This is a genomic window from Demequina globuliformis (genome assembly GCF_000975155.1).
Taxonomy (GTDB): domain Bacteria; phylum Actinomycetota; class Actinomycetes; order Actinomycetales; family Demequinaceae; genus Demequina; species Demequina globuliformis.
On sequence record NZ_BBRG01000001.1, the window covers coordinates 1,182,627 to 1,202,884 of the forward strand.

Annotated in this window: 21 protein-coding genes and 1 riboswitch; of the genes, 2 read left to right on the forward strand and 19 right to left on the reverse strand. The window is 66.5% G+C overall.

All coding sequences use genetic code 11. The features are described from left to right. Nucleotides 1-181 precede the first annotated feature (181 nt). The 5 genes from AOP75_RS05435 to AOP75_RS05455 form a co-directional block, all read right to left on the reverse strand. A complete protein-coding gene (locus AOP75_RS05435) occupies nt 182-418 on the reverse strand; it encodes a hypothetical protein (protein WP_062077278.1) in 237 nt (78 codons plus the stop codon). A gap of 8 nt (nt 419-426) precedes the next feature. Then, complete coding sequence (locus tag AOP75_RS05440) at nt 427-1,794, reverse strand: inorganic phosphate transporter (protein ID WP_236683077.1); 1,368 nt, start codon at nt 1,792-1,794, stop codon at nt 427-429. Nucleotides 1,795-1,859: 65 nt separating this feature from the next. After that, nucleotides 1,860-2,252, reverse strand: a complete 393-nt coding sequence (locus AOP75_RS05445) for a YchJ family protein (RefSeq protein ID WP_062077279.1) — start codon at nt 2,250-2,252, stop codon at nt 1,860-1,862. Then, the gene (locus tag AOP75_RS05450) at nt 2,249-2,887 is read right to left on the reverse strand and encodes a hypothetical protein (protein WP_062077280.1); all 639 of its coding nucleotides are present in this window, start codon (nt 2,885-2,887) and stop codon (nt 2,249-2,251) included. The genes AOP75_RS05445 and AOP75_RS05450 overlap by 4 nt, the downstream gene beginning before the upstream one ends. Nucleotides 2,888-3,033: 146 nt before the next feature. Beyond that, nucleotides 3,034-3,567 (reverse strand): type 1 glutamine amidotransferase domain-containing protein, encoded by a 534-nt coding sequence (locus tag AOP75_RS05455; protein WP_062077281.1) that lies wholly within the window; start codon nt 3,565-3,567, stop codon nt 3,034-3,036. A gap of 118 nt (nt 3,568-3,685) precedes the next feature. On the opposite strand from AOP75_RS05455, the gene AOP75_RS05460 reads away from it, so the two are divergent. Then, nucleotides 3,686-4,093: an RNA-binding S4 domain-containing protein gene (locus tag AOP75_RS05460; RefSeq protein ID WP_062077282.1), complete on the forward strand. Its 408-nt coding sequence runs from the start codon at nt 3,686-3,688 to the stop codon at nt 4,091-4,093. A gap of 39 nt (nt 4,094-4,132) precedes the next feature. On the opposite strand, the gene AOP75_RS05465 is transcribed toward AOP75_RS05460, so the two are convergent. From AOP75_RS05465 to AOP75_RS05530, 14 genes are all read right to left on the reverse strand, one after another. Next, a complete protein-coding gene (locus tag AOP75_RS05465; protein WP_062077283.1) occupies nt 4,133-4,996 on the reverse strand; it encodes an ABC transporter ATP-binding protein in 864 nt (287 codons plus the stop codon). Beyond that, on the reverse strand, nt 4,993-6,024 hold the full coding sequence (locus tag AOP75_RS05470) for an ABC transporter substrate-binding protein (protein WP_152649959.1): 1,032 nt from the start codon (nt 6,022-6,024) through the stop codon (nt 4,993-4,995). Before AOP75_RS05470 ends, AOP75_RS05465 begins: the two co-directional genes overlap by 4 nt. A 29-nt stretch (nt 6,025-6,053) precedes the next feature. Beyond that, entirely contained in the window at nt 6,054-6,821 is a 768-nt protein-coding gene (locus AOP75_RS05475) for an ABC transporter permease (RefSeq protein WP_062077285.1), read from the reverse strand. Beyond that, nucleotides 6,818-7,111: a thiamine-binding protein gene (locus AOP75_RS05480; RefSeq protein ID WP_062078438.1), complete on the reverse strand. Its 294-nt coding sequence runs from the start codon at nt 7,109-7,111 to the stop codon at nt 6,818-6,820. The genes AOP75_RS05475 and AOP75_RS05480 overlap by 4 nt, the downstream gene beginning before the upstream one ends. Nucleotides 7,112-7,260: 149 nt before the next feature. After that, nucleotides 7,261-7,374: riboswitch (TPP riboswitch) on the reverse strand. 30 nt (nt 7,375-7,404) lie between these two features. Beyond that, nucleotides 7,405-8,004 (reverse strand): TetR/AcrR family transcriptional regulator, encoded by a 600-nt coding sequence (locus AOP75_RS05485; protein ID WP_062077286.1) that lies wholly within the window; start codon nt 8,002-8,004, stop codon nt 7,405-7,407. Between the two features lie 66 nt (nt 8,005-8,070). Beyond that, the gene (locus tag AOP75_RS05490) at nt 8,071-8,424 is read right to left on the reverse strand and encodes a hypothetical protein (RefSeq protein WP_062077287.1); all 354 of its coding nucleotides are present in this window, start codon (nt 8,422-8,424) and stop codon (nt 8,071-8,073) included. A 64-nt stretch (nt 8,425-8,488) separates the two neighbouring features. Then, nucleotides 8,489-8,929, reverse strand: a complete 441-nt coding sequence (locus AOP75_RS05495; RefSeq protein WP_152649960.1) for a hypothetical protein — start codon at nt 8,927-8,929, stop codon at nt 8,489-8,491. Nucleotides 8,930-9,005: 76 nt separating this feature from the next. After that, a complete protein-coding gene (locus AOP75_RS05500) occupies nt 9,006-11,468 on the reverse strand; it encodes a glycogen/starch/alpha-glucan phosphorylase (protein ID WP_236683078.1) in 2,463 nt (820 codons plus the stop codon). Nucleotides 11,469-11,698: 230 nt separating this feature from the next. After that, nucleotides 11,699-12,760: a 2,3-butanediol dehydrogenase gene (locus AOP75_RS05505; RefSeq protein WP_201774142.1), complete on the reverse strand. Its 1,062-nt coding sequence runs from the start codon at nt 12,758-12,760 to the stop codon at nt 11,699-11,701. Between the two features lie 134 nt (nt 12,761-12,894). Further along, on the reverse strand, nt 12,895-14,142 hold the full coding sequence (locus tag AOP75_RS05510; protein WP_062077289.1) for a polysaccharide pyruvyl transferase family protein: 1,248 nt from the start codon (nt 14,140-14,142) through the stop codon (nt 12,895-12,897). Further along, nucleotides 14,139-15,128: a lysylphosphatidylglycerol synthase domain-containing protein gene (locus AOP75_RS05515; RefSeq protein ID WP_062077290.1), complete on the reverse strand. Its 990-nt coding sequence runs from the start codon at nt 15,126-15,128 to the stop codon at nt 14,139-14,141. Before AOP75_RS05515 ends, AOP75_RS05510 begins: the two co-directional genes overlap by 4 nt. Then, a complete protein-coding gene (locus AOP75_RS05520) occupies nt 15,112-16,200 on the reverse strand; it encodes a nitroreductase family protein (RefSeq protein WP_062077291.1) in 1,089 nt (362 codons plus the stop codon). Before AOP75_RS05520 ends, AOP75_RS05515 begins: the two co-directional genes overlap by 17 nt. Continuing rightward, a complete protein-coding gene (locus tag AOP75_RS05525) occupies nt 16,197-17,225 on the reverse strand; it encodes a glycosyltransferase family 2 protein (protein WP_062077292.1) in 1,029 nt (342 codons plus the stop codon). The genes AOP75_RS05520 and AOP75_RS05525 overlap by 4 nt, the downstream gene beginning before the upstream one ends. A 34-nt stretch (nt 17,226-17,259) precedes the next feature. Beyond that, nucleotides 17,260-17,580 (reverse strand): hypothetical protein, encoded by a 321-nt coding sequence (locus AOP75_RS05530; RefSeq protein WP_062077293.1) that lies wholly within the window; start codon nt 17,578-17,580, stop codon nt 17,260-17,262. Between the two features lie 177 nt (nt 17,581-17,757). On the opposite strand from AOP75_RS05530, the gene AOP75_RS05535 reads away from it, so the two are divergent. Further along, nucleotides 17,758-20,112 (forward strand): 5'-nucleotidase C-terminal domain-containing protein, encoded by a 2,355-nt coding sequence (locus AOP75_RS05535; RefSeq protein WP_062077294.1) that lies wholly within the window; start codon nt 17,758-17,760, stop codon nt 20,110-20,112. Nucleotides 20,113-20,258: the final 146 nt, after the last annotated feature.

A 20,258-nucleotide genomic window follows, 5' to 3' on the forward strand; every position in this document is an offset into this window, starting at 1 on the left:
GATGGCTGCTGACGCTGCGACCCCGTGCAGGCGCTGTCGCAAACTGACCCACGATCTTGCATAGGGGCCCGACACTCCACGGCGTGTCGGGCACGGGTGAAGGATTCTCAGTCAGTTAGTGACGTAGCGGCCTGACGCGGCGGAGCCCCCTGACGAAGTGGAGGGTGCCGGCGCTGCGGCGCTAGTGCCCGCCCGCCGCGATGTAGGCGACAGCGCCGAGGATCGCGACAATCGTCACGCCAAAGCACAACCACGCGGCGACCACGCGGCCGGTCGCGACCTGGCCTGAGTCGTCCTTGGCTCCCGGCCCGGCGAGAAGGCGCACTCCAAGGGCGAAGAGCGCGGGAAGGCCGGCACCGACGATCACGCCGAACAGCAACACGTTGCCGAGGGCGGCCCATTCAATGTAGTTCTGCATGGCGGTCCCTACTTGTCCTCGTTATCGGTGCGGCGGGCGTCGCGCTCGGAGCGCTCCGCCTCCTCGGCCTCCAGGACGGCGGCCTCAGCGTCCGGCGCAAGGCGCTCGCCTTCTTCTTGTGCGAGGCGCTCCCGGCGTTCGAGCTCGGCGGCCTCGCGCTTTGCCTGTGCCTTTTTGGCCTTGCGCAGGCGCTTCTTCTTCACGGTCATGGTCTCGGGGCGGTGCGTCGAGACTGACTCGGCGATGAAGGCCTCGGACTCCTCAGCGGGGTCCCAGTCGTCGTTCACGTTGTGCGGGTTGACGGGGTTGCGGCGTGACCACGCGAAGATGCCTGCGGAGACCACCACGAGGACGCCGAACACCACGTAGGACCCGGCGGCGCCGCCAATGAGCTGGTCAAGGAAGTAGGCGGCCGCGCCCACGGCTGCGGCGGACGGCACGGTGATGAGCCACGCGGAGAACATTCGCCCCGCGACGCCCCAGCGCACCGACGCGCCCTTCATGCCCACGCCAGAACCCAGGATGGAGCCGGTAGCGACGTGCGTGGTGGACAGCGAGTAGCCAAAGTGGCTGGACAGCAAGATGACGGCTGCAGAGGAGGTCTCCGCGGCCATGCCCTGACGGGACTCGAGCTCAACCAGGCCCTTACCGAGCGTGCGGATCACGCGCCAGCCGCCCATGTAGGTGCCGAGCGCCATGGCGAGTGCACACGAGAAGATCACCCAGAACGGCACAGAGGAGTCGGAGGGGACCGCGCCAGCAGCGATCAGGGCCAGCAGGATGATTCCCATCGACTTCTGAGCGTCGTTGGTGCCGTGCGCGAGGGACACGAGCGAGGCGGAGCCGATCTGACCCCAGCGGAACAGGCGGTCGTTTTCCTTCTGTTCCACGTCGCGGGTGAGGCGCACCACCAACCAGGTGCCGACGGTGGCGACCAGGATCGCGACCACGGGTGCGACGAGCGCGGGGATCAGCACCTTGGAGGTCAGCCCCGCCCACAGCACGCCTTCAGAGCCTGCAGCGGCCAGTGCGGCACCGACCACACCACCAATGAGCGCGTGCGAGGAGCTCGACGGTATCCCGAATAGCCATGTAATGAGGTTCCAGACAATGCCGCCCGCCAAGCCGGCGAGCACCACCTCCAGGGTGACGATGTCCGCGTCCACAATGCCGGTCGCGATGGTCGCCGCGACGGTGAGTGACAGGAAGGCGCCCACCATGTTGAGGGACGCCGACAGCAGCACGGCGGTCTTGGGCTTGAGCGCCCGCGTGGCGATCGACGTGGCCATGGCGTTTCCGGTGTCATGGAAGCCATTAGTGAAGTCGAAGGCGAGCGCGGTCGCGACAACGAGAACCAGGAGGATGGGCTCAGTCACGGTCTCCATTGTGACGGATTGGTGAACATAAAGTGAACGGACGGAGGTCCTGGGATCACATCAGCTCAGAATTGCAGGCCCTTGAGGTAAATCCAGCGCCCGTCCTCACGCACAAAAGTGCTGGTTTCACGGAGAACGCCAGCCTCGCCGTCGTCAGTCTCGTAGTGAGCGGCGAAGGTGACCGTTCCCTCGGTATCCGGGCTCTCGCCGTCGATGGTGCCCGCAACGTCGAGCCCACGCCACGACGGTGAGGCGAGGTTCCCCAATTTCTCTGGCGTGGGCCGGGTGTCGGGATGCCAGGTGCGCAGCACGTAGTCGACGTCACGGCGCACGTGAGCGGTGTAGCGCGACCTCATCAGTTGCTCGGCGGTCTCCGCTTCACGCTCCCCGCGCAGCAGCGGCCGGCAGCACTCGCTGAAGGCGTCGCCTGAACTACAGGGGCAAGGAAGGCCGCTCATGCGGACACTGTACGCACCCAGCGGTCACCCTCACGCACAAAGCCCACCTTCGTGAGATACGTGCTGTCGAGCGACTCGGAGTGGGGCATCTCGACGCGACTGAAGCCGGCATCGGCCAGCACGGACGACTCCTTGTACACAAACTCCCCCGGGCTGAAGTCCCGGAAACGCTGTTTCACCCAGTCCAGGTCGATCCGCCCGGTGCCGTCGCCTGCGTCCGTCAGCGACACCACACCAATGGCCTCATCGCCGTTGACCAACAAGAACACCGTGCGGCGCTCGCCGTCGAGCGGCAGGGCCCGGAAGTCGGCGCGGTGGCGGGCGATGTCCTCCGCGTGGAAGGCCAGGACGTGCTGCAGGTATGAGTCGTCTGCAGAGACGGGCAGTGCGCGGTACACGGTGGCGTCGTTGCGCTCGCGGTAGAGGCGGCGCAACCAGTAGATGTCGATGATGGTGATGGCGAGGTTCATGAATGCGAACGGCCACACCTCGATGATGCCGTTGTAGATCGTGGCGATCAGCGCGCCGGCGAAGTTCATCCACCGGAACTTCAGCACCCGCGCCTGCATGAGCGACGCGACAATGAGTAACGAGCCGGTCCACCCGATGATTTCGAGCACAGTCTGCGTGGTCATTGATCAAGGCTACGCGCCCGGGCTTGCGGGGCGCCTGGTAGGCGCGCGAGACGGGGCTCCGCAGACGGGCCGATGCCCACTCGCCCAGTCACGGTCGGGTCCGGGGGCGTTGTAGTCCGTGACTGGGCGAGTGGCGTGGAGACGCTCTAGCTGGCGGCCTTGACGACGGCCGCGTTGAATGCGTCGAGGTCGTCCGGTGTGCGAGACGTCAGCAGCGTCCAGCCGAGCGCCTCACATTCGAACAGTTCCTCGTCGACCCACGTCGCGCCCGCGTTCGTGAGATCCGTCTGGAGCGACGGGTAGGAGGTCAGGGTCTTGCCGGTCACCACCTGGGCGTCCGTGAGGATCCACGGGCCGTGGCAGATGGCGGCAACGGTCTTTTGCCCATCCGCGAACTGCTTCACGAGCGCCTGCGCGTCCTCGTCGGTGCGCAGCGTGTCCGCGTTGATGGTGCCTCCTGGAATGACGAGGACGTCATAGCCGTCCGCCTCCACGTCAGCGAGCGCGAGGTTGGGCTCGACCTTCTCGCCGGGATCCTTGTCGCCCACGAGCGTCTGAATGGGGTCTGTGGACGGTGCGGCAATGGTGACGGGGATGCCGGCGGCCTTGAGCGCCTTGATGGGTCCCAGGATTTCATCCTGTTCAACCCCGTAGTTGGTGGCAATCACGAGTGCAGTCATGTGGTGCTCCTTCCCAGGTGACGGGCCAGCGGCGGGGCCGCCGGCCGAGTGCGTCGTGTCTGGGTCAACGACCCGGGCCGCCTCAGACATTCCTTGCGATGGCTCTACCCTGGTGCGCATGGCACCCGCTCCCGAACGATCCTCCGCGCGGGCCGATGCCTGGGTGTGGGCCGTGCGCCTCGCCAAGACCCGCTCGGCTGCGACCGCGGCCTGCAAGGGTGGCCGCGTGAGGATCAACGGGGACAAAGCGAAGCCCTCGACGCCGGTGAAGATTGGCGACCGGGTGGAAGTCACCATTCCTCACCCCAACGGTCCCGCGACCGTCAAGAGTGTGGAGGCCCGCCAACTGTTGGTGAAGCGGGTGGGGGCATCCGTCGCGGCGCAGGCATACGTCGACCACAGTCCCCCTCCCCCGCCCAAAGCGGAACGCCCGGCCGCAATCGGCGTGCGCGATCGCGGCACCGGACGCCCCACTAAGAAGCAGCGGCGCGAACTGGACAAGTTGCGGGGTCGTCAGTCCCGCTAGCCCCGAGCGCTGTGGGGGAGCGCCGGACCCGCCGCCCTCTCAGCCTTCGTAGTCGAGCGCCGCCAACAGTTGCTCACGGTCGAACCTCTGTCCGCGCGCAGCGCCAGCGTGCTGGGCGGCCACCTCAAGCACGATCCGCCCAGGACGCCCAGACAGCACCACAATGCGATCTGCCAGGGCAATCGCCTCATCCACGTCGTGGGTGACGAGCACCACGGCGCGCGGCTCCTCACCGTCCTCCCCGATCCAGTCGGCCAACTCCAGCGAAGCGAGCCACTGATTCATGCGCCTACGCGTGACCGGGTCGAGCGCCCCGAAGGGCTCATCCAACAGCAGCACCGGTCGTTCCGACAGGCACGTGCGCAGCAGCGCGAGGCGTTGGCGCATCCCTCCTGAGAGCTGATGCGGCCACGCGGACTCAAACCCGGCCAGGCCAAAGTCCTCGAACAACCGCGCGGCCCGCGCCGCAGCTCGCTCGCGCGGCACCCCAGCCGCGATCGCGCCCACCATGGCGTTGGCCATGGCACGCCGCCACGGCAGCAAGCAGTCGCGCTGAGGCATCCAGGCCGTGGAGCCTCCTGCCGTCGCGGCGCCGTGCGTGGATGCGCGTGCGTCGAGGAGCGACCCCATGGCGCGCAGGAGCGTGGACTTGCCGCACCCGGAGGGGCCAAGGATCGCGACGAACTCCCGATCGGCCACCTCGAGCGTCACATTGTCCAACACGCGCACCGGCTCAGCCCCGCGGCCGGTGGCCGCAAACGACACCGACAGGCCCTGCACGGTGATGGCCGCGCGGCGCGGGTGCGGCGCGGAGCCCAGGGCCGCGCCCGGGCCGGCGGGTGAGGCGGGCGCCAATGGGGCATCGGCCCTCACCGCCCGCTCAAGCACGGGTTCGCGGCTCATGACTCCTCTGTCACAAACTCGTTGGTCCAGGCGCCCTCCACCACGCTGGCGTCTTCCAGCAGGCCCTTGTCCACCATCCAGGTAGCGAAGCGATCCCACTCGTCTCCGTGCTGCAGGCCCCACTGGTCTGGGGTGGGGGCGTACTGCGTAGCGAGCCATTGTGCGCTCGCGACCACCAGCGGTTCCTCGAGTTCGGGTGCGGCTTCCATCAATGCGTCCGAGGCGTCAGACGGGGTGTCCATGGCATGGCGGAACCCACGGGCAGTCACGTCCATGAAGGCCGCAACCGTGTCGGGGTCCTCCGCGATTGAGTCGCCGTTGGCGGCCAGCATGGGCGTGTACCAGTTGGGGATGCAGTCCATCCAGTCGCGAAAAGCGAGGGTGTTGACCTCGAGACCGTCGACGTCGCTCAGCCGAATCGTGTCCCAGGCGTCGAACACCCATGCGGCGTCGTACTGGTCCTCGGTGAGGCCAAGGCGGAAGTCAGCACTCGCGAGCGGCGTGAACTCCACGAGCTCAGGATCGCCGCCGTCGCAGGCGACCATCTCGTTGATGATCGTCATCCCTAGTTCATCGCCCCAGGTGCCGAACACCTTGCCTTCTAGGTCCTTGGGGCGCTCGATCCCGTCTTCTGCAAGTGACAAGAACGACGAGGTGTTGTCGTGGATGATGGCTGCGACGGACACGACGTCCGCGCCCGCGGCACGTGCCGGGAGCAGGCCCTGCGCGTGGGAGAACGCGAAGTCGGCTTGTCCCGCGGCCACGAGCTGCAGCCCATCGGTCTCGCCCGGCTCAATGACGGTGACGTCGAGGCCAGCCTCTTCATACCAACCCTTGTCGAGCGCGATGTAGACGCCGGAATGGTTCGTGTTCGGGGTCCAGTCCAGCACCACTGTCACAGGCGTCAGGGCCCCAGCAGCAGCGGAGCTGGGGTCAGCATCGGCCGTCCCAGAGCAGGCCGCCAGGGTGAGGGCCGATGCCGCGGTGACAGCGACCGCGGCGTGACGGGTGGAGGGAGCAATAGTCATCAGTGGTTCCTTAAGGGTTGGAGGGAGGGTTAGACGCGCGCGGGCGCGGTTTGCCACGGGGTGACGGCCCGGCGCAGCGCCACGATGGCGAGCACGAACAGGCCCGCCAAAGCGGCGATGAGGACGATTCCCACAAAGATCTGGTCCACGGCGTAGGCCTTGCGGGACCGTTGAATGAAGACGCCCAAGCCGGACTCGCCCGCGAGGTACTCGGAGACCACCGCGGCCCCGACGGCATAGGTCGCGGCGATGCGGAGGCCAGACAGCGCCCCCGGAATGGAAGCCGGCAGCCGTACCAGCCAGAGTTGATGGCGGCGCGTGCCGCCCAGCCCGGCCACCATGTCCGCGTGGTCGGCATCCACCTCTCTGATGGCTGCCGCGGCGGAGATCAGCACCGGGAAGAACACCGTGAGCGCCACCAAGATCACCTTGGATGCGAGCCCGTAACCGGTCCACAGGATCATCAGCGGCGCGAGCACCACGGTGGGAATGGTTTGACTGAGCAACACCATCGGCTGAGCTACGTGACCCGTGGTGGGCAGCGTGGCGATCAGCACCGCCATCGCCCACCCGATGAACACGCCCAGGGCAAGGCCCAGCACCGCCTCGGTGGCAGTGGTGACGATGTGTTCGCCAAGCAGTGGCGCGGTGTCGATGGCGGTCACTGCCACCTGGGAGGGCGCGGGGAGGACGAACTCGGGGAGTCCGGACACCCGCACCGCGACCTCCCACACCGCCAGCAGAGCCACCACGGTGGCCACGCCGATCGTGGCGGCCCGGAGGCGGCCGCGAGTCATGCGCGGTGCATGTCCACGAGGTCGTGAACGCGTGGCCCGTTGTCGTCGGCAGCGCCGGAGACCTTCATGATGGACATGCATCCCTCAGCGCCCGCGTGCAGGGTCGCCTCGTGCACGGCGCGCAGCAGCGGCCAGATCTGGTCGGGGGTTCCTTCAATCGTGGTGCCCATCGCGCCTACCTCGTACGTGAGGCCGGAGGCGCTGATGGCGGCGATGGCGGCGTCGACGTGCTTGTAGCACTCTTCCGTCTTGATGAGGGGGCGGGGGACAACCTGGATTTCTGCGATCATGCTGGGCTCCTTCGAGCAAAGGACCTGGGGTCCAGACAGCATGAAGACACTGCTGTGGAGCACGTGGCCACCCAAGAGGCCCTGCGCGCGCCACAGCGTGCGGCGAGGCGTCATGGCAGGGGCGCGCAGGAGCGCGACCGCACCCAACGCCGCGCCGCAAAGCACGTCCTTACGCTGGCATTACCCAGGTCAAGTTCTCGGGTCGACAGCGCATGATGGCTGTCCTCTCAGCTCGGCTGGCCCGAGCTCCCCGCGTTGGCACTCCACATACTAGCGGTAAGTATCTGAGAGCCTCATGAGCCGGCGTGCGGCGGCTGAGCTGGCGCGACGCCGTGCGCGAGCAGCGCCTTGATCTGGTGCGCCACGTCGCGGTGATCCGCACCGTGGCCGACGAGGGTGATGCCCGCGCCGAGCGCGCCGTGGATGAGCCACGCGGCCGTCCCGGGAGACGGGTGACCGAGGTGGGCGAGAACGCCAATGAGCGGCCTCAGCAGGAGTTCGTGCAGGCGCATGAGGTCCTCCATGCGGCTGGGGTGGAGGTCTGCCTCGCGCAGTGTTGCCGCGAGGTCATGCCTGCCGTCAGCGGCCATCGACATGGTGGCATCGACAATGGCCTCGAACTCTGGCAGTCCGGGCTCCACGTCGGTGAGGGCCGCGGCGACCTCCGCATCCCACTGTTCGAATGCGTCGATGGCGATGGCGACAAGAAGGTCATCTTTGGTGGCGAAGTAGTCGTAAAAGCTTGACCGCGACAGCCCCGCGCGCTCGCACACTTCCCGCGGCGTGCACGCTGCGAGGCCGGACTCGGCAAGCACGGCGGCGCCGGCGGCGACGAGAGCCGCGTGCTTGGCAGCGCGATGCTCAGCGACGGAACCGGCGGAGATTTTGGGCACGCGCCCATTATGGCGGGTTGCCCCGCTGGTACCAGGGCGGTACGGCACCAGCGGGGCCTGACCGGGCTACTTCCAGGTCGTGGCGATGATGGTGTTGGCGATCGTCAGGAGCCCGAGCGCTGGAAGCACCCAGGAGGAGAGGGTCTCGCGCTTGCGGTGAATGAACGCGATCGCCACGATCGCCAGCAACACGATGAGCTTGACGCTGATTTTGGTGTTGTTCACATCGTTGCCGAGCGGGTACTGCATGCCGACCAAGATGATGCCGGTCACGAGCATGGTCCACGCGCCGTGCATCATGGGCGCGAGAATGCGCGCTGTGCCAGCACGCCATGCCTTGATTTGGTAGACCACGCCGCCCAGGAGCGCGACGACTCCGATGATGTGGACGGCGAGGATCAGGTTCTTGATGATTTCCATGGCGCCACCATACCGACGGGGTGTCGGTAAAACCCTCCTCCGTGAGGACGATCTTCACGCGCAGTTAGGGTGCAGCCGAGTCCGTCAGGTCCCCCCACGCCGGGCGCCCGCCCGCAGCCTCCAAGGCCTCGTGAACGCGTCCCAGCACCGTCTCGAAGTGCGCATCATTGAACGCTGTACCCGAGCGTCGGTCCACGTCGAGGCGAACCGAACACCCGTCAACCGTCTCCGACAGTACTGACAGCCGGACGCGATACGGGTCCATATGCCTGCGCGATCCGGGGACGAGGCACAGGGGGAGCGCCTCGCTCACCGCCGCGATCATGACCCCGAGCCCTGTACGGCCGCGGTCCCACCAGAACCCGTGCGCGCTGGCTGATCGCGCGGCGAAACCCTCGGTAGCGAGGGCGGCATCGCACGCCTTCAGGACGCGCTGGAGAGGGAGCGTCACGCTCACGTCGCGGCCAGGTCGAGCCATGCGCATGGACCACGGCTGTTTCGTCATGCCTGAGATCATGCCGCAGACATGTGGAGACGGCCGGCACCCGCTCGTGGAACGTGCGCCGAATCCATCGACGCGGCTACGCGCGCCAGATGCGTGCCAAGTAGTCCCTGATAGAGCGGTCCGAGCTAAAGAAGCCCGTGCGCGCGGTGTTCAGGATCGCGGAGCGGGTCCACCCGTCGTGATCCGCATAGGCCGACTCGACGCGCGCCTGGGAATCCACATACGAGCGGAAGTCCGCCAGCGCCATGAACCGGTCACGCTCGATGAGGCTCGCGACCACGGATCCGACGAAGGACCCAGTCTCGCCGCCGGTGAAGTGACCCGAGGCAATGAGGTCGAGCGCGCTGCGCAGGTCCTCATCCTCCGCGTAGTACTTCTCCGGCTCGTAGCCGGCCGCCTGCAATGCGGCCACCTGGGGCTCATCCATGCCAAAGAGGAAGAAGTTGTCGTCACCCACGAGCTCGCGGATTTCGATGTTTGCCCCGTCGTCGGTGCCAATGGTCAGCGCCCCGTTCAGGGCAAACTTCATGTTGCCGGTGCCGGAGGCCTCCTTGCCTGCAAGGGAGATCTGCTCAGACAGGTCCGATGCCGGGATGAGTTTTTCTGCGAGCGTCACGTTGTAGTTGGCGGGGAAGGCGACCTTGAGACGGCCCTGCAGCGCGGGGTCATTGTTGATCGTGGCGCCCACGTGGTTGATGAGCGCGATGGTTTCCTTGGCGCGCACATATCCCGGTGCCGCCTTCGCGCCAAAGACAAAGGTGCGGGGCGCGACGTCCTCAAGCGCGACCTTTCCGGTCGTGATCCGCTCGTACAGCGACACAATGTGCAGCAGCTTGAGTGACTGGCGCTTGTACTCGTGCAGGCGCTTGACCATCGCGTCGATCATGCCGTCCTGGGCGATCTCCAAGCCGTCCCTGGCACGCAGCACATCCGCGAAACGTCCCCTGTTGGCCCGCTTGATCGCCGCGTAGGCGCTACGGAACTCCGGGTCGTCGGCCAGGGGCTCAAGGTCGCGCAGGCGGTCAAGGTCGGACACCCAGCCGTCGCCGATCGCCGCGGTGATCAGACCTGACAGCCCGGGATTGGCTTGGGCAACGAAGCGGCGCGGCGTCACGCCATTGGTGACGTTAGTGAACTTCTCCGGGTACATCTCCGCGAAGTCCTTGAGCACCTTGTCAGCCAAGAGTTGCGAGTGGAGGGCGGCCACGCCATTGACCTTGAACGCGGTGACGGTGGCGAGGAAGGCCATCCTGACGGAGCGCACTGGCTCCTCTTGGATGATGGACATGTGCCGCACGCGCAGCGGCTCATGCGGGTACTGCTCGCGTACCTGCGCAAGGAACTGCTCGTTGATGCGGTAGATGATCTCCAGGTGGCGCGGGAGCAGCTTGCCAAGCAAGTCCACGGACCACACCTCCAGGGCCTCAGGCAGGAGCGTGTGGCAGGTGTAGGCAAACGTGCGCTGCGTGACTGCCCAGGCGTCTGCCCAGTCCCAACCCCGCTCATCAACGAGGATGCGCATCAGTTCGGGGATCGCGATGACTGGGTGGGTGTCGTTGAGTTGGAAGGTGATGCGGTCCGGGAGTTCCGCGAGGTCCGTTCCGGCGGGCAGCACCTGATCGATGTAGTCGCGCAGCGAGCACGCCACAAAGAAATACTGCTGCTGGAGTCGCAACTCTTTGCCCTGAGGCGTCGAGTCCTCGGGGTAGAGGACCTGCGAGATGGTCTCGGCACGCGTCTGAGCGCGCACGGCGTCCTCGAAGTCACCGGAGTTGAAGATCTTGAGGTCGAACGCGTGGGTAGCGCGAGCGCTCCACAGGCGCAGTGTGTTGACACGGCCGTTGCGATAGCCAGGAACCATGTACGTGTAGGGCAGGCCCACCACGCGCGATCCGGGAACCCACCGGCGGCGCTCGCGGCCATCGCCGTCCGTGTACGCCTCGACGGTGCCGCCAAAGCCCACCTCGACGGACATCTCCGGGTGCGCCATCTCCCACGGGGAGCCCAGGCGTAGCCAGTTGTCCGCGTGTTCCACCTGGTGGCCGTCTTCGAAGGTCTGCTTAAAGATGCCGTACTCGTAGCGAATGCCGTAGCCAATGGACGGCACGTTCTCCGTGGCCATCGAGTCAATGAAGCACGCGGCAAGGCGCCCGAGGCCGCCATTGCCCAGCCCCGGCTCCACCTCAACGTCGCGCAGCGCATCGAGGTCAATGCCCAGGCCTTCCATGGCCTCGCGCGCGAGACCCTCCAGGTCAGCCGTGAGCAGGTTGTTGTCCAACTGGCGACCCATGAGGTACTCGGCGGACAAGTAGGCGACGCCCTTCTCGGTGCCCGGCTTGTCTTTGTCGAGCGTCTCCAACCACTCCGTGGTCAGGTAGGCGCGCACGGTGCGCGCCAGCGCTTGGTACTGGTCGTTGAGGGAGGACCGCTCGAGCGAGATGCCCTGGGTGAACGTGAGTTCACGGAGGAACTCACGTGTGAAGGACTCGACGGAGCGCTCGCGGGCGGCAATGGCGGGAATGGCAGACGTGGGGTTCACAGCTGGCGACCTCGGTGACTTCAGGGACTTGAGGTGCAAGTCCGTTCACCCCCCAAGTTAGCGGTGCCCCGACAGATCCGCAGGGCCTTCAGTCCCACCTCCTGTCCGCCGCGCGTGTCGCATATCCCACAACGCACAGTGGCCCCCACGCGTGTGCGTGGGGGCCACTGGTACTGCCGGTCAGGCGGGCGACCGGCTCGCGCGCGGCGGTCCTGGCTAGCCGCCGCAGGCTACTGCGATGCCTGGGCGCTCACCAGGATCTTTGCTCCGGCGCCAGAGCGCAGGCGCTCCACGGCCTGGTGGACGTCGTCAACGCCGATGGTCTCGACCCAGCCCGTGAAGTCGTACACGCCACTGGCAATAGCCTGGATAACGGCGGTGAAGTCCTCGGGAAGGTACGCCATCGCGCCCACGACGTCGCGCTCACCCAGCGCAAGGAGGCTGGGCTGCAGCTCGACGGGGCGCTCATACAGCGCCACCACGACCAAGCGACCGGCGGGGGCAAGGAGCGGAAGCGTCGACTGGAACGCCACGGGGGCACCCGCAGCGTCGAACGCGACATCCACGCCCTGGCCGTCGGTGAGTTCTGCAACCCGGGCGTTGAGATCGTCATTGACCGGATCCACGACTGCCGCCCCAAGGTCGGACAGCAGGGTGCGACGCTCGGCGCTGGGCTCTGACACCACGATCCGCGTGAGCCCCTGCGCCTTGAGCGCGAAGTAGATGCCGATGCCGATGGGGCCGGCGCCAACGATCACTGCGGTGGACTCGGGCGTCACCTGGCCGCGCGTCGTGGCGTGCCATGCCACGGCCATCGGCTCCACCAGCGCGCCCATCTTGACGTCCACGCCATCGGGGAGAGGGTGAACGCGGTCGGCGTCCACGACGGTGAACTCGGCCATGCCGCCACCGTCAGAGCTCAGGCCGTGGAAGCCGATGCGTGCGCACGCGTTCTCCCGGCCCTTGCGGCAAGCGGGGCATTCGCCGCATGCGTAGACGGGGTAGATCGCGGCGGGGGTGCCGACCGGGACGTCGACGCCGTCCCCTGCGGCCTCCACGGTCCCGGAGAACTCGTGGCCAAGAATCTGGGGAAGCGTGGAGCCCGTCACAGAGTGGGGATCAGTCGCGCTGAGGCCAAGGGCCTCGGGCGCGAAGATGGCGTGGAGGTCTGATCCGCAAATGCCGGCGTAGCCGTTGCGAATCAGTACCTGGCCGGGGCCCGGGGTGGGAACGTCGACGTCTTCAATGCGCAGGTCTTCTTTACCGTGCAGCACAACAGCCTTCATGGGCATGGTGAGCCTCCTTGCTCAGCGGTCGCAGTCCGTTCGGGTTGAACGGGCCACTAGGGGAACGTGTAGGGACCCCAGGACCTTAGGCATGGCTCGCCACGGTCACAGGACCGCGCATGCGTAGAACGTGAGAATTGTCACGTGTGGGAAAGGCCGCTCCGCTGCGAAAACTTGGCCGCCTTGTCCACCACGTCGAGTTGCGACATCGCCACCTCGCGCACCGTGGGGAGGGCCTCGGCGATTGCCGTCCGCAGTGCGCCTGACTGTTGCGCGAGCTCCCCCACGCGAGTCCGGAAAGCGTCCAGATCCAGGTCGGACGCCGCCGTCGCCCATTCGGCCAGGCCAAACATGTCGAGGACCTCGCGGTACTTGTGCGACCACCCCAAGACCAGGGTGGGCACTCCCATGGCAAGCGACGACACCATGGCGTGGAATCGTGAAGCGACAAAAAGGTCGCACCGGCCAATGAGGCTGCGCAAGACCTGGCTCGAGAGCTCGCCGTCGGGGAAGAAGACCTTCTCCGGGCTCTTCACCCGCGCCAGGATCGCTCGGCACACCGGCAGATCGTTGTTGTGCAGCTTGTCATCCTTGGACCGGGTGGAGTGCGCCACGAGGTACACCGGGCGGCCCAGTTCTTCCGTGAGGATGTCGATCTGCGCGGCCACCTCACCCACGTAGTCCTCGCCGCGTGCCTCTGCCGCCGCCCGCAGCACCTGCGACGGAGACACGCCCACGACATCACCGGAGTCAAAGAACGTCCCCGCCACGGCATCGGCCCGCTGCACGTCCGTGTCGCTCAACTCAAGCGTGAATGCAAGATCAGCGCCCGGCGTGGTGTTGGTAAGGCCCAAGCCGTCGAGGTGCTCCTGAGTCTTTGCCCCGCGTGACACGATCGCTGCCATCTTGGGCAGGAACGTGCGTGCCGCCCAGCGGTTGAGGCTGCCCTCAAACGGACCGAGGGCCTGCGCGCACTTCACCACGGGCGTCTTGGTGTTCAGAGCGGGGAGAATCGACGCCACGTTGTAGACCAGGTACTTCTCACGACCATCCACGAACGTGATGCCACCTTGGTCAAGCAGCACGTCGGCGTCGGCGATCGCCCCCACTTCAGGGACGGTGCGGCGAATAGCGTCGCGCAGGAATGGTGCGAACCTCCACGCCAACGCGCCCGAGTTGATCAGCACTCCAAGGCGCAGCGGCGAAGCGTCCATCACCGTGACGTTCGCGTACGGATTGAGGTCTGCGTCCGAGCCTGGGTACATCGACAGGTGCGTGATGTGCACGTCGGGGTGGCGAGCCGTCAGGTGGGTGACAGCACTTTCCAGCATGGCGGCCGCACCCTTGTTGCCGGCGAATGCGGATCCGATGATGGCGACGTTCTTCATGAGTGCTCCTTGGTTGTACGGCGCGCGAGCGCGGACAGCAACAGGTAGATGCCGGCGATGAGGATGTCGGCAAAGGTGGCGAGCACGCGCGCCGCCAGCGCCACGATGATCGCCATGTCCGCGCCAAGGTAGGGCGCGGCGAACAGGACAAAGACGGATTCGCGCACGCCAAGGCCAGACGGCACAAAGACCGCGAGAATCCCGATCGCTCCCGCAAGTGCGTAGGCCGCCGCCAGCGGGATCCACGACTCCGGCGCGGCATCTGCGAGCGCGACCGAGATGATCACCACGCCCACGCCGTTGATGACCCGCGGCGCAAGGAACGCAAGCTGATACCCCAAGGCGACCGGCGTCGACAGCAGTTCGTCGCGGGGAACCTCGCGGCGCGCCCCCGCTGTCGCCCGCCCCAAGGTGCGCCTGCCCAGCACTGAAATGACGCGGCTGAGCACTCCAGGGTGCATCGCCACCGCGAGAGGCACCATGGCCGCCACGGCGATCCAGACGGTCGCGCTCACGGCCGTCTCGCCGCCGCGCGCTAGCAGCAAGATGGCGAGAGTGGGCACCGTGGACCCGATGAGGAGGAACGCGTTCTCGTAGACGACGGACAGCAACACCTTCAGGCGCGAGAGGCCGCGCTCGCGACCCCACACCACCTTGGAGGCGACAAAGCCGACTTGGCCGGGTATGTACTTGAGCAGCCAGGCTCTGTTGTGGGCGCGGATTGCTTCTTGGGGGCCGATGCGTGCGCCAGTGAGGCGGTGAACGACGCCACCCCACAGGGCGCCAGAGACGGCGACTGCGAGCACAAAGGCAATGGTCGCGAGAGGCGCCCACCACCCGAGCGACAGATCCGCGGCTTGGAGGGACTCCCAGTTGCTCGCGAGGGTGACGCCAAAGAACCACGCGACGGCCGCGATGACGGCAACCGCGATGGCAGTGCGCCACCACGGTTTGCGGCGAGCGGGCTCGCTACTGCTCGAGGCCATGGAACGTGCGCAGGTTGGCAATGTCCTTCTTCTGCGAGTACGCGACCAATGCGTCCGGGTCGGGATAGCCGACCGCGAGGAGCATGATGACGCGCTGGTGGGGCTTCAGCGACAGCGCCTTCGCCATCTTCGCCTCGAGCGGTTCAAAGTCAGGCCAGTTGATGACAGAACTCGACAAGCCCAACGTCTCCAGCGCGTAGATGAAGCCCATTGTCGCGAGCGATGCGTCAATGTACGGCACGTGGCGGTCGCGCGGCGAGAAGTAGTTGGACAGATCTCCCTTGACGACAATGACCGTAGGGATCTGGTGGGAGTAACCGGCGGCACCGAAAGGGATGCCAGCGATCTCCTGCACCTGATCCGGGTTGTCAAAGACCTCAAACTCGTACGGCAGGCGATTGCACGCCGACGGCGACTGGCGTGCCACAAGCAGCGCCTTGTCGATCAGGTCGCGGGGCACGGGCCTGTCCTCGAACCAGCGAATCGAACGGCGCGACTGCGCCAGCGCGAGCATCTGGTCGTACGTGATGTCTGTGCGCTTCAGGGTGCCCTGCGGGTACGGGTGGACGTCCGAGGGAGTGCCAGGGGCCTTGATCGCGGCGAACCGCGCGCGGGCGCCTGCCACGACCGGGTCCGTGGGGGACACGATCGAGAAGTACTCCGCGAGGACGTCGTGCGCCCACTGCATCTCGCCCGCGTCGAGGTTGCTGAACCCCAACGGCCGCGCGGAGGCAATCTCGTAGAACTCCACGGTCTCTTCGATGTAGTCGAGCGCAAAGACCTCACGCCGCGGCTGCATCAAGATGCCCTTCTCCAGGCGGTGGACGTTGCGGCGCAACTCGACATGATTCGCTCGGTGGCGCCCCAAGTTGCGGTAGTACGCACGGCGGCCAGACAACACCGCGAATTGCTCGCGGTTGAACGTGAAGAATCCCGGTACTGAGTACAGGGTCGCGCCCACGCGGCTCGAGCCGGCCGCCTCGAGAACTGCCCGGTTCGCGCCGTTGTAGGTCTTGCGAATCACGGGATTGGCGAGGGCGTTCTTGGCGACGCGCTTGAGCTTGCCGATCATGGGCGGTCCTTTGCGGAAACGGAGGTGTCGCGCGGCTGCTGCACCCCGTCGGCGCCCGGCGGGAATGCCGCCACGATGGCACCGTGGGCAGGGCCAAAGCGCTGCGCCTTGAGTTGCTCGAGCGACTGCTCCTGGAGCGTGCGGTTGGTGCGCAAGAGGTCGGACAGTACGCCCAACGCGAGCGACAGGAACGCCCCCACCAAGAGCACGGTGCCCAGCAACAACGATTGGTAATGGTCGCCGCCTGCCCCAGCCAGCCTCAGCACCAAGAACCGCACGAACGGGATCATGCCGATCGCGCCGAACAGCGCGGTGAGCCAGGCGAAGATCATCCACGGCTTAAACATGATGAATGAGCGAATGATCGCCAGCGCGGACTTCAGCATGTGTTCGAACGAGTTCTTGAACAAGCGGGATTCGCGGGTCTTGGGATTAGTGTCGATCGGTATGGACACAATGGCCAGGCGTTTATTGCCAGCCTGAATGATGGTCTCCATGCAGTAGCTGAACCTCGTCACGACGTTGAGGCGGTACAGCGAGTAGCGCGAGTAGGCGCGGAACCCAGATGCCGCGTCAGGCAGGTCCGTTCCGGCCGCCTTGTTCACCACCCAGGAGCCAAAGCGTTGCATGGACTTCTTGAACGGGGAGAAGTGCGCGATCGTGTGTGTCTGACGATCCCCCATGACGATTTCCGCCTCGCCCCGGAGGATGGGCGCGACAAGGTCGCCAATACGCGCCTGGGGATACTGGTTGTCGCCGTCGGTGTTGACCACGATGTCCGCGCCGTGCGCGAGCGCGTATTCGATTCCATCACGGAAGGACTGAGCGAGCCCCATGGGCCTGGCGTGCCGCAGGACGTGCGCGCCGTGCTCGCGCGCAATGTCGCCAGTGCGGTCAGTTGAGCCGTCGTCGATCACGAGCAACTCGATCTCATCGATACCATCAATGTGAGTGGGAATCGACCCGAGCACGATCGCAAGGGTCGCCTCCTCATTGAGGCACGGAACCTGGACAACGAGTTTCATAGTCCCCCAGCGTAGTGAGGCGTGGGCTAGGCCACTACCGGCTGTGACCCGCGCGGCCGGTCGCCGCCCCGGCATCGGCCCGCTGCCGTGCCTGCCACCAGCGCCACAGCGTGAACCCTGCCCCCGTCACGGCGACAAGGACAATGCCGCCTACCGCCGCGCCAGCGATTGCGCCCGCGAGCTCGTGATCCCACAGCCATCGCGTGAAGGCGTCCCCCCACCACACCTGGCCCAGCCAGCCCCCCAGGGCGCCCACCAACGCAGCCACAATCCAGCCTGGATTGACGTAAGGGTGGACGCGCGCTGCGGTGGATCCGGTGAGCAGGCCTACTACCCACGGCACGAGTTCTTCCACACCTCTACCTCCCCTGATGTCGCCGCGCCATGCTCGCACGGCGCCCGTTCAGCATACGGGGACCATCGGAGATGACGCCCGTGTAAGGACTGTGTGAACGTTGATCGACTCCGGATGCGAATGTCAGCGCGGGCGCATAACGTCGGTTCGGGTGGATATCCCCGACAACAAGGAGAAATGATGACGAGACGGACACGAGCGGGCATTTTGCCCGCCGCAGGCGCGAGCGCCGCTGCAGCGGGCGCTCTCGCGGTCACCGCATTCGCGGTTCCTGCGGCCGCGGCACCGGGGATGGGCGGCGCTGTTGCCGCCGAGATCGAGGCGCCGGAGGGCGGCAGCACCGTCCAGATCCTGGGGACCAACGACTTTCACGGTCGCATTTTGCCCGACGCCTTTGGCGGCTCCGCTGGAGCGGCGTCGCTTGCCGGGGCCGTGCAGAGCCTCGAGAGCGAATACGACAAGTCCGTGTTTGTCGCCGCGGGTGACCTCGTTGGCGCCTCGACGTTCGAGTCGTTCATTGCCCAGGACCAGCCCACCATTGATGCGCTGAACGCCGCTGGCCTCGATGTGTCTGCCGTGGGAAACCACGAGTTCGACACCGGCTACGAGGACCTGCGCGACCGCATCATGGTCGAGGCTGAGTGGGAGTACCTGGGCGCGAACGTGCGCTTGCTCAACGGCGACCCCGCCCTGCCGGAAACATGGATGCAGACCTTCGGCGAGGGCGACGGCGCCGTCGACGTGGGCTTCATTGGCGCGGTGACCGACGAGACCCCCTCATTGGTGACGCCCGCCGGTGTCGAGGACCTTCACTTCGAGGAAGAGGCGGTTGCCGCCAACCGTTCGGCTACTGCCCTCGAGGACGCTGGCGCAGAGCTCATTGTGCTCCTGGTCCACGAAGGTGCGCCCACCACGGCATACGCAGACGCCGTCGACACGTCCAACGACTTTGGCGCCATGCTCGCCGACCTTGACCCCAGCATTGACGCCGTGGTCTCCGGTCACACGCACCTGGCCTACGACCACCGGGTGCCGGTCGCGCAGTGGGAGGCAGAGGGTCGCACGGTGACCGAGCGTCCCGTCGTGTCCTCGGGCCAGTACGGCATGAACCTCAATCGGCTGCTCTACACCTTCAACGCCGACGGCAGCGTGGCTGGCCTCGACACGTCGATTGTCGACCTCTTCGAGGATGGCGCCGACAACCCGGTGTTTGCGGCGGACCCCAACGTGGAGGCGCTGGTCGCCGCCGCCGAGGCCGAGGCAGAGGTCCTCGGTTCGGTGGAACTGGGGACCCTTGAGGACCCGCTCTACCGCGCACGGCTCGCAGACGGCACCCCCGGTTCCTCACGCGGCGCCGAGTCGACGCTCGGCAATTCCGTGGCCGACGTGCAACTGTGGGCGACGCAAGAGCTCGGAACCCAGATTGCATTCATGAACCCCGGTGGTTTGCGCGCCGACCTCCTTGGTGAGGCCGAGGGCAACCGCAAGGCGTATCCCTCGCCTGTGACCTACAAGCAGGCCGCTGGCGTACAACCGTTCGCCAACACCCTGGTCGCGATGACGCTGACCGGAGAGCAGATTGCTCAGGTCCTCGAGGAACAGTGGCAGCCAGCCGGTTCCTCGCGTCCGTTCCTGCGTTTGGGTGTCTCCGAGGGCTTCGAGTACACCTACGACCCCGAGGCTCCCGCGGGCGAGCGGATCTTGTCGATGTGGTTGGGCGGCGAGCAGGTGACCTCAGATGGCACCTACCGCGTCGTGGCGAACTCGTTCCTTGCCGCAGGCGGCGACAACTTCGCCACCTTGGCTGAGGGGGCAGATGTCGCGGACTCCGGTCGCGTTGACCTCCAGGCGATGGTGGACTACCTGGAGGAGTTTGGCTCGCTCGAGGCGGACTACCGTCAGGCCGCGGTCTCCGTGACGGGGCTACCTGAGTCGCTGGCCGTGGGTGAAGACGTCACCTTCGACGTGGGCTCGCTGCTGATGACGGACCCGGGCGGCGTCACCGACAAGAAGGTGCAGGTGCAGATCGCGGGCAAGAACCGCGGCGCCGAGACAGTCACCAATGAGGTCTCCGCCGATCCGTACGACGAGCACGGCACCGCCGAGATCTCCTTCACCGTCCCGGCCGCCGCGAAGGGCGAGTCGGTCATCACCCTGACGGGCAAGCAGACGGGCACGACGGTCCGCATCCCAGTCACGGTTGACCCCAAGCCCCGGTGCGTCGTCGACTACGACATTCAGGGTCAGTGGCCCGGCGGCTTCATCGCGCAGGTCACGGTGGAGAACACCTCCAAGCGGGATATCGATGGCTGGAACGTGGGCTGGGACTTCACGGGTGACGAGTCCATGCGTCAGCTGTGGAACGGCGACGTGACCACGGACGGCGCGAGCGTGTCTGTGGCCAACCCGCACTGGGACACCGTGCTGGAGGCGGGCTCGACGGCGACCTTCGGGTTCCTGGGCAACTCCACCGACGGCCCTCAGACTCCTGCAGAGCTGACGCTCAACGGTCAGACCTGCCTTGCGGGTTGAGCAGCCTGACAGGTTGACGTGAGGCGGCTCCTAGCAGTGTGAACCGGAGCCAGACCCGACACGCCGGCGCGTCGCGCGATTCACTCGGATCGCACGGCGCGCCGGCGCTTTCTGTGGTGCAAAGTGTCGGGGGGCGGGGTGTATCC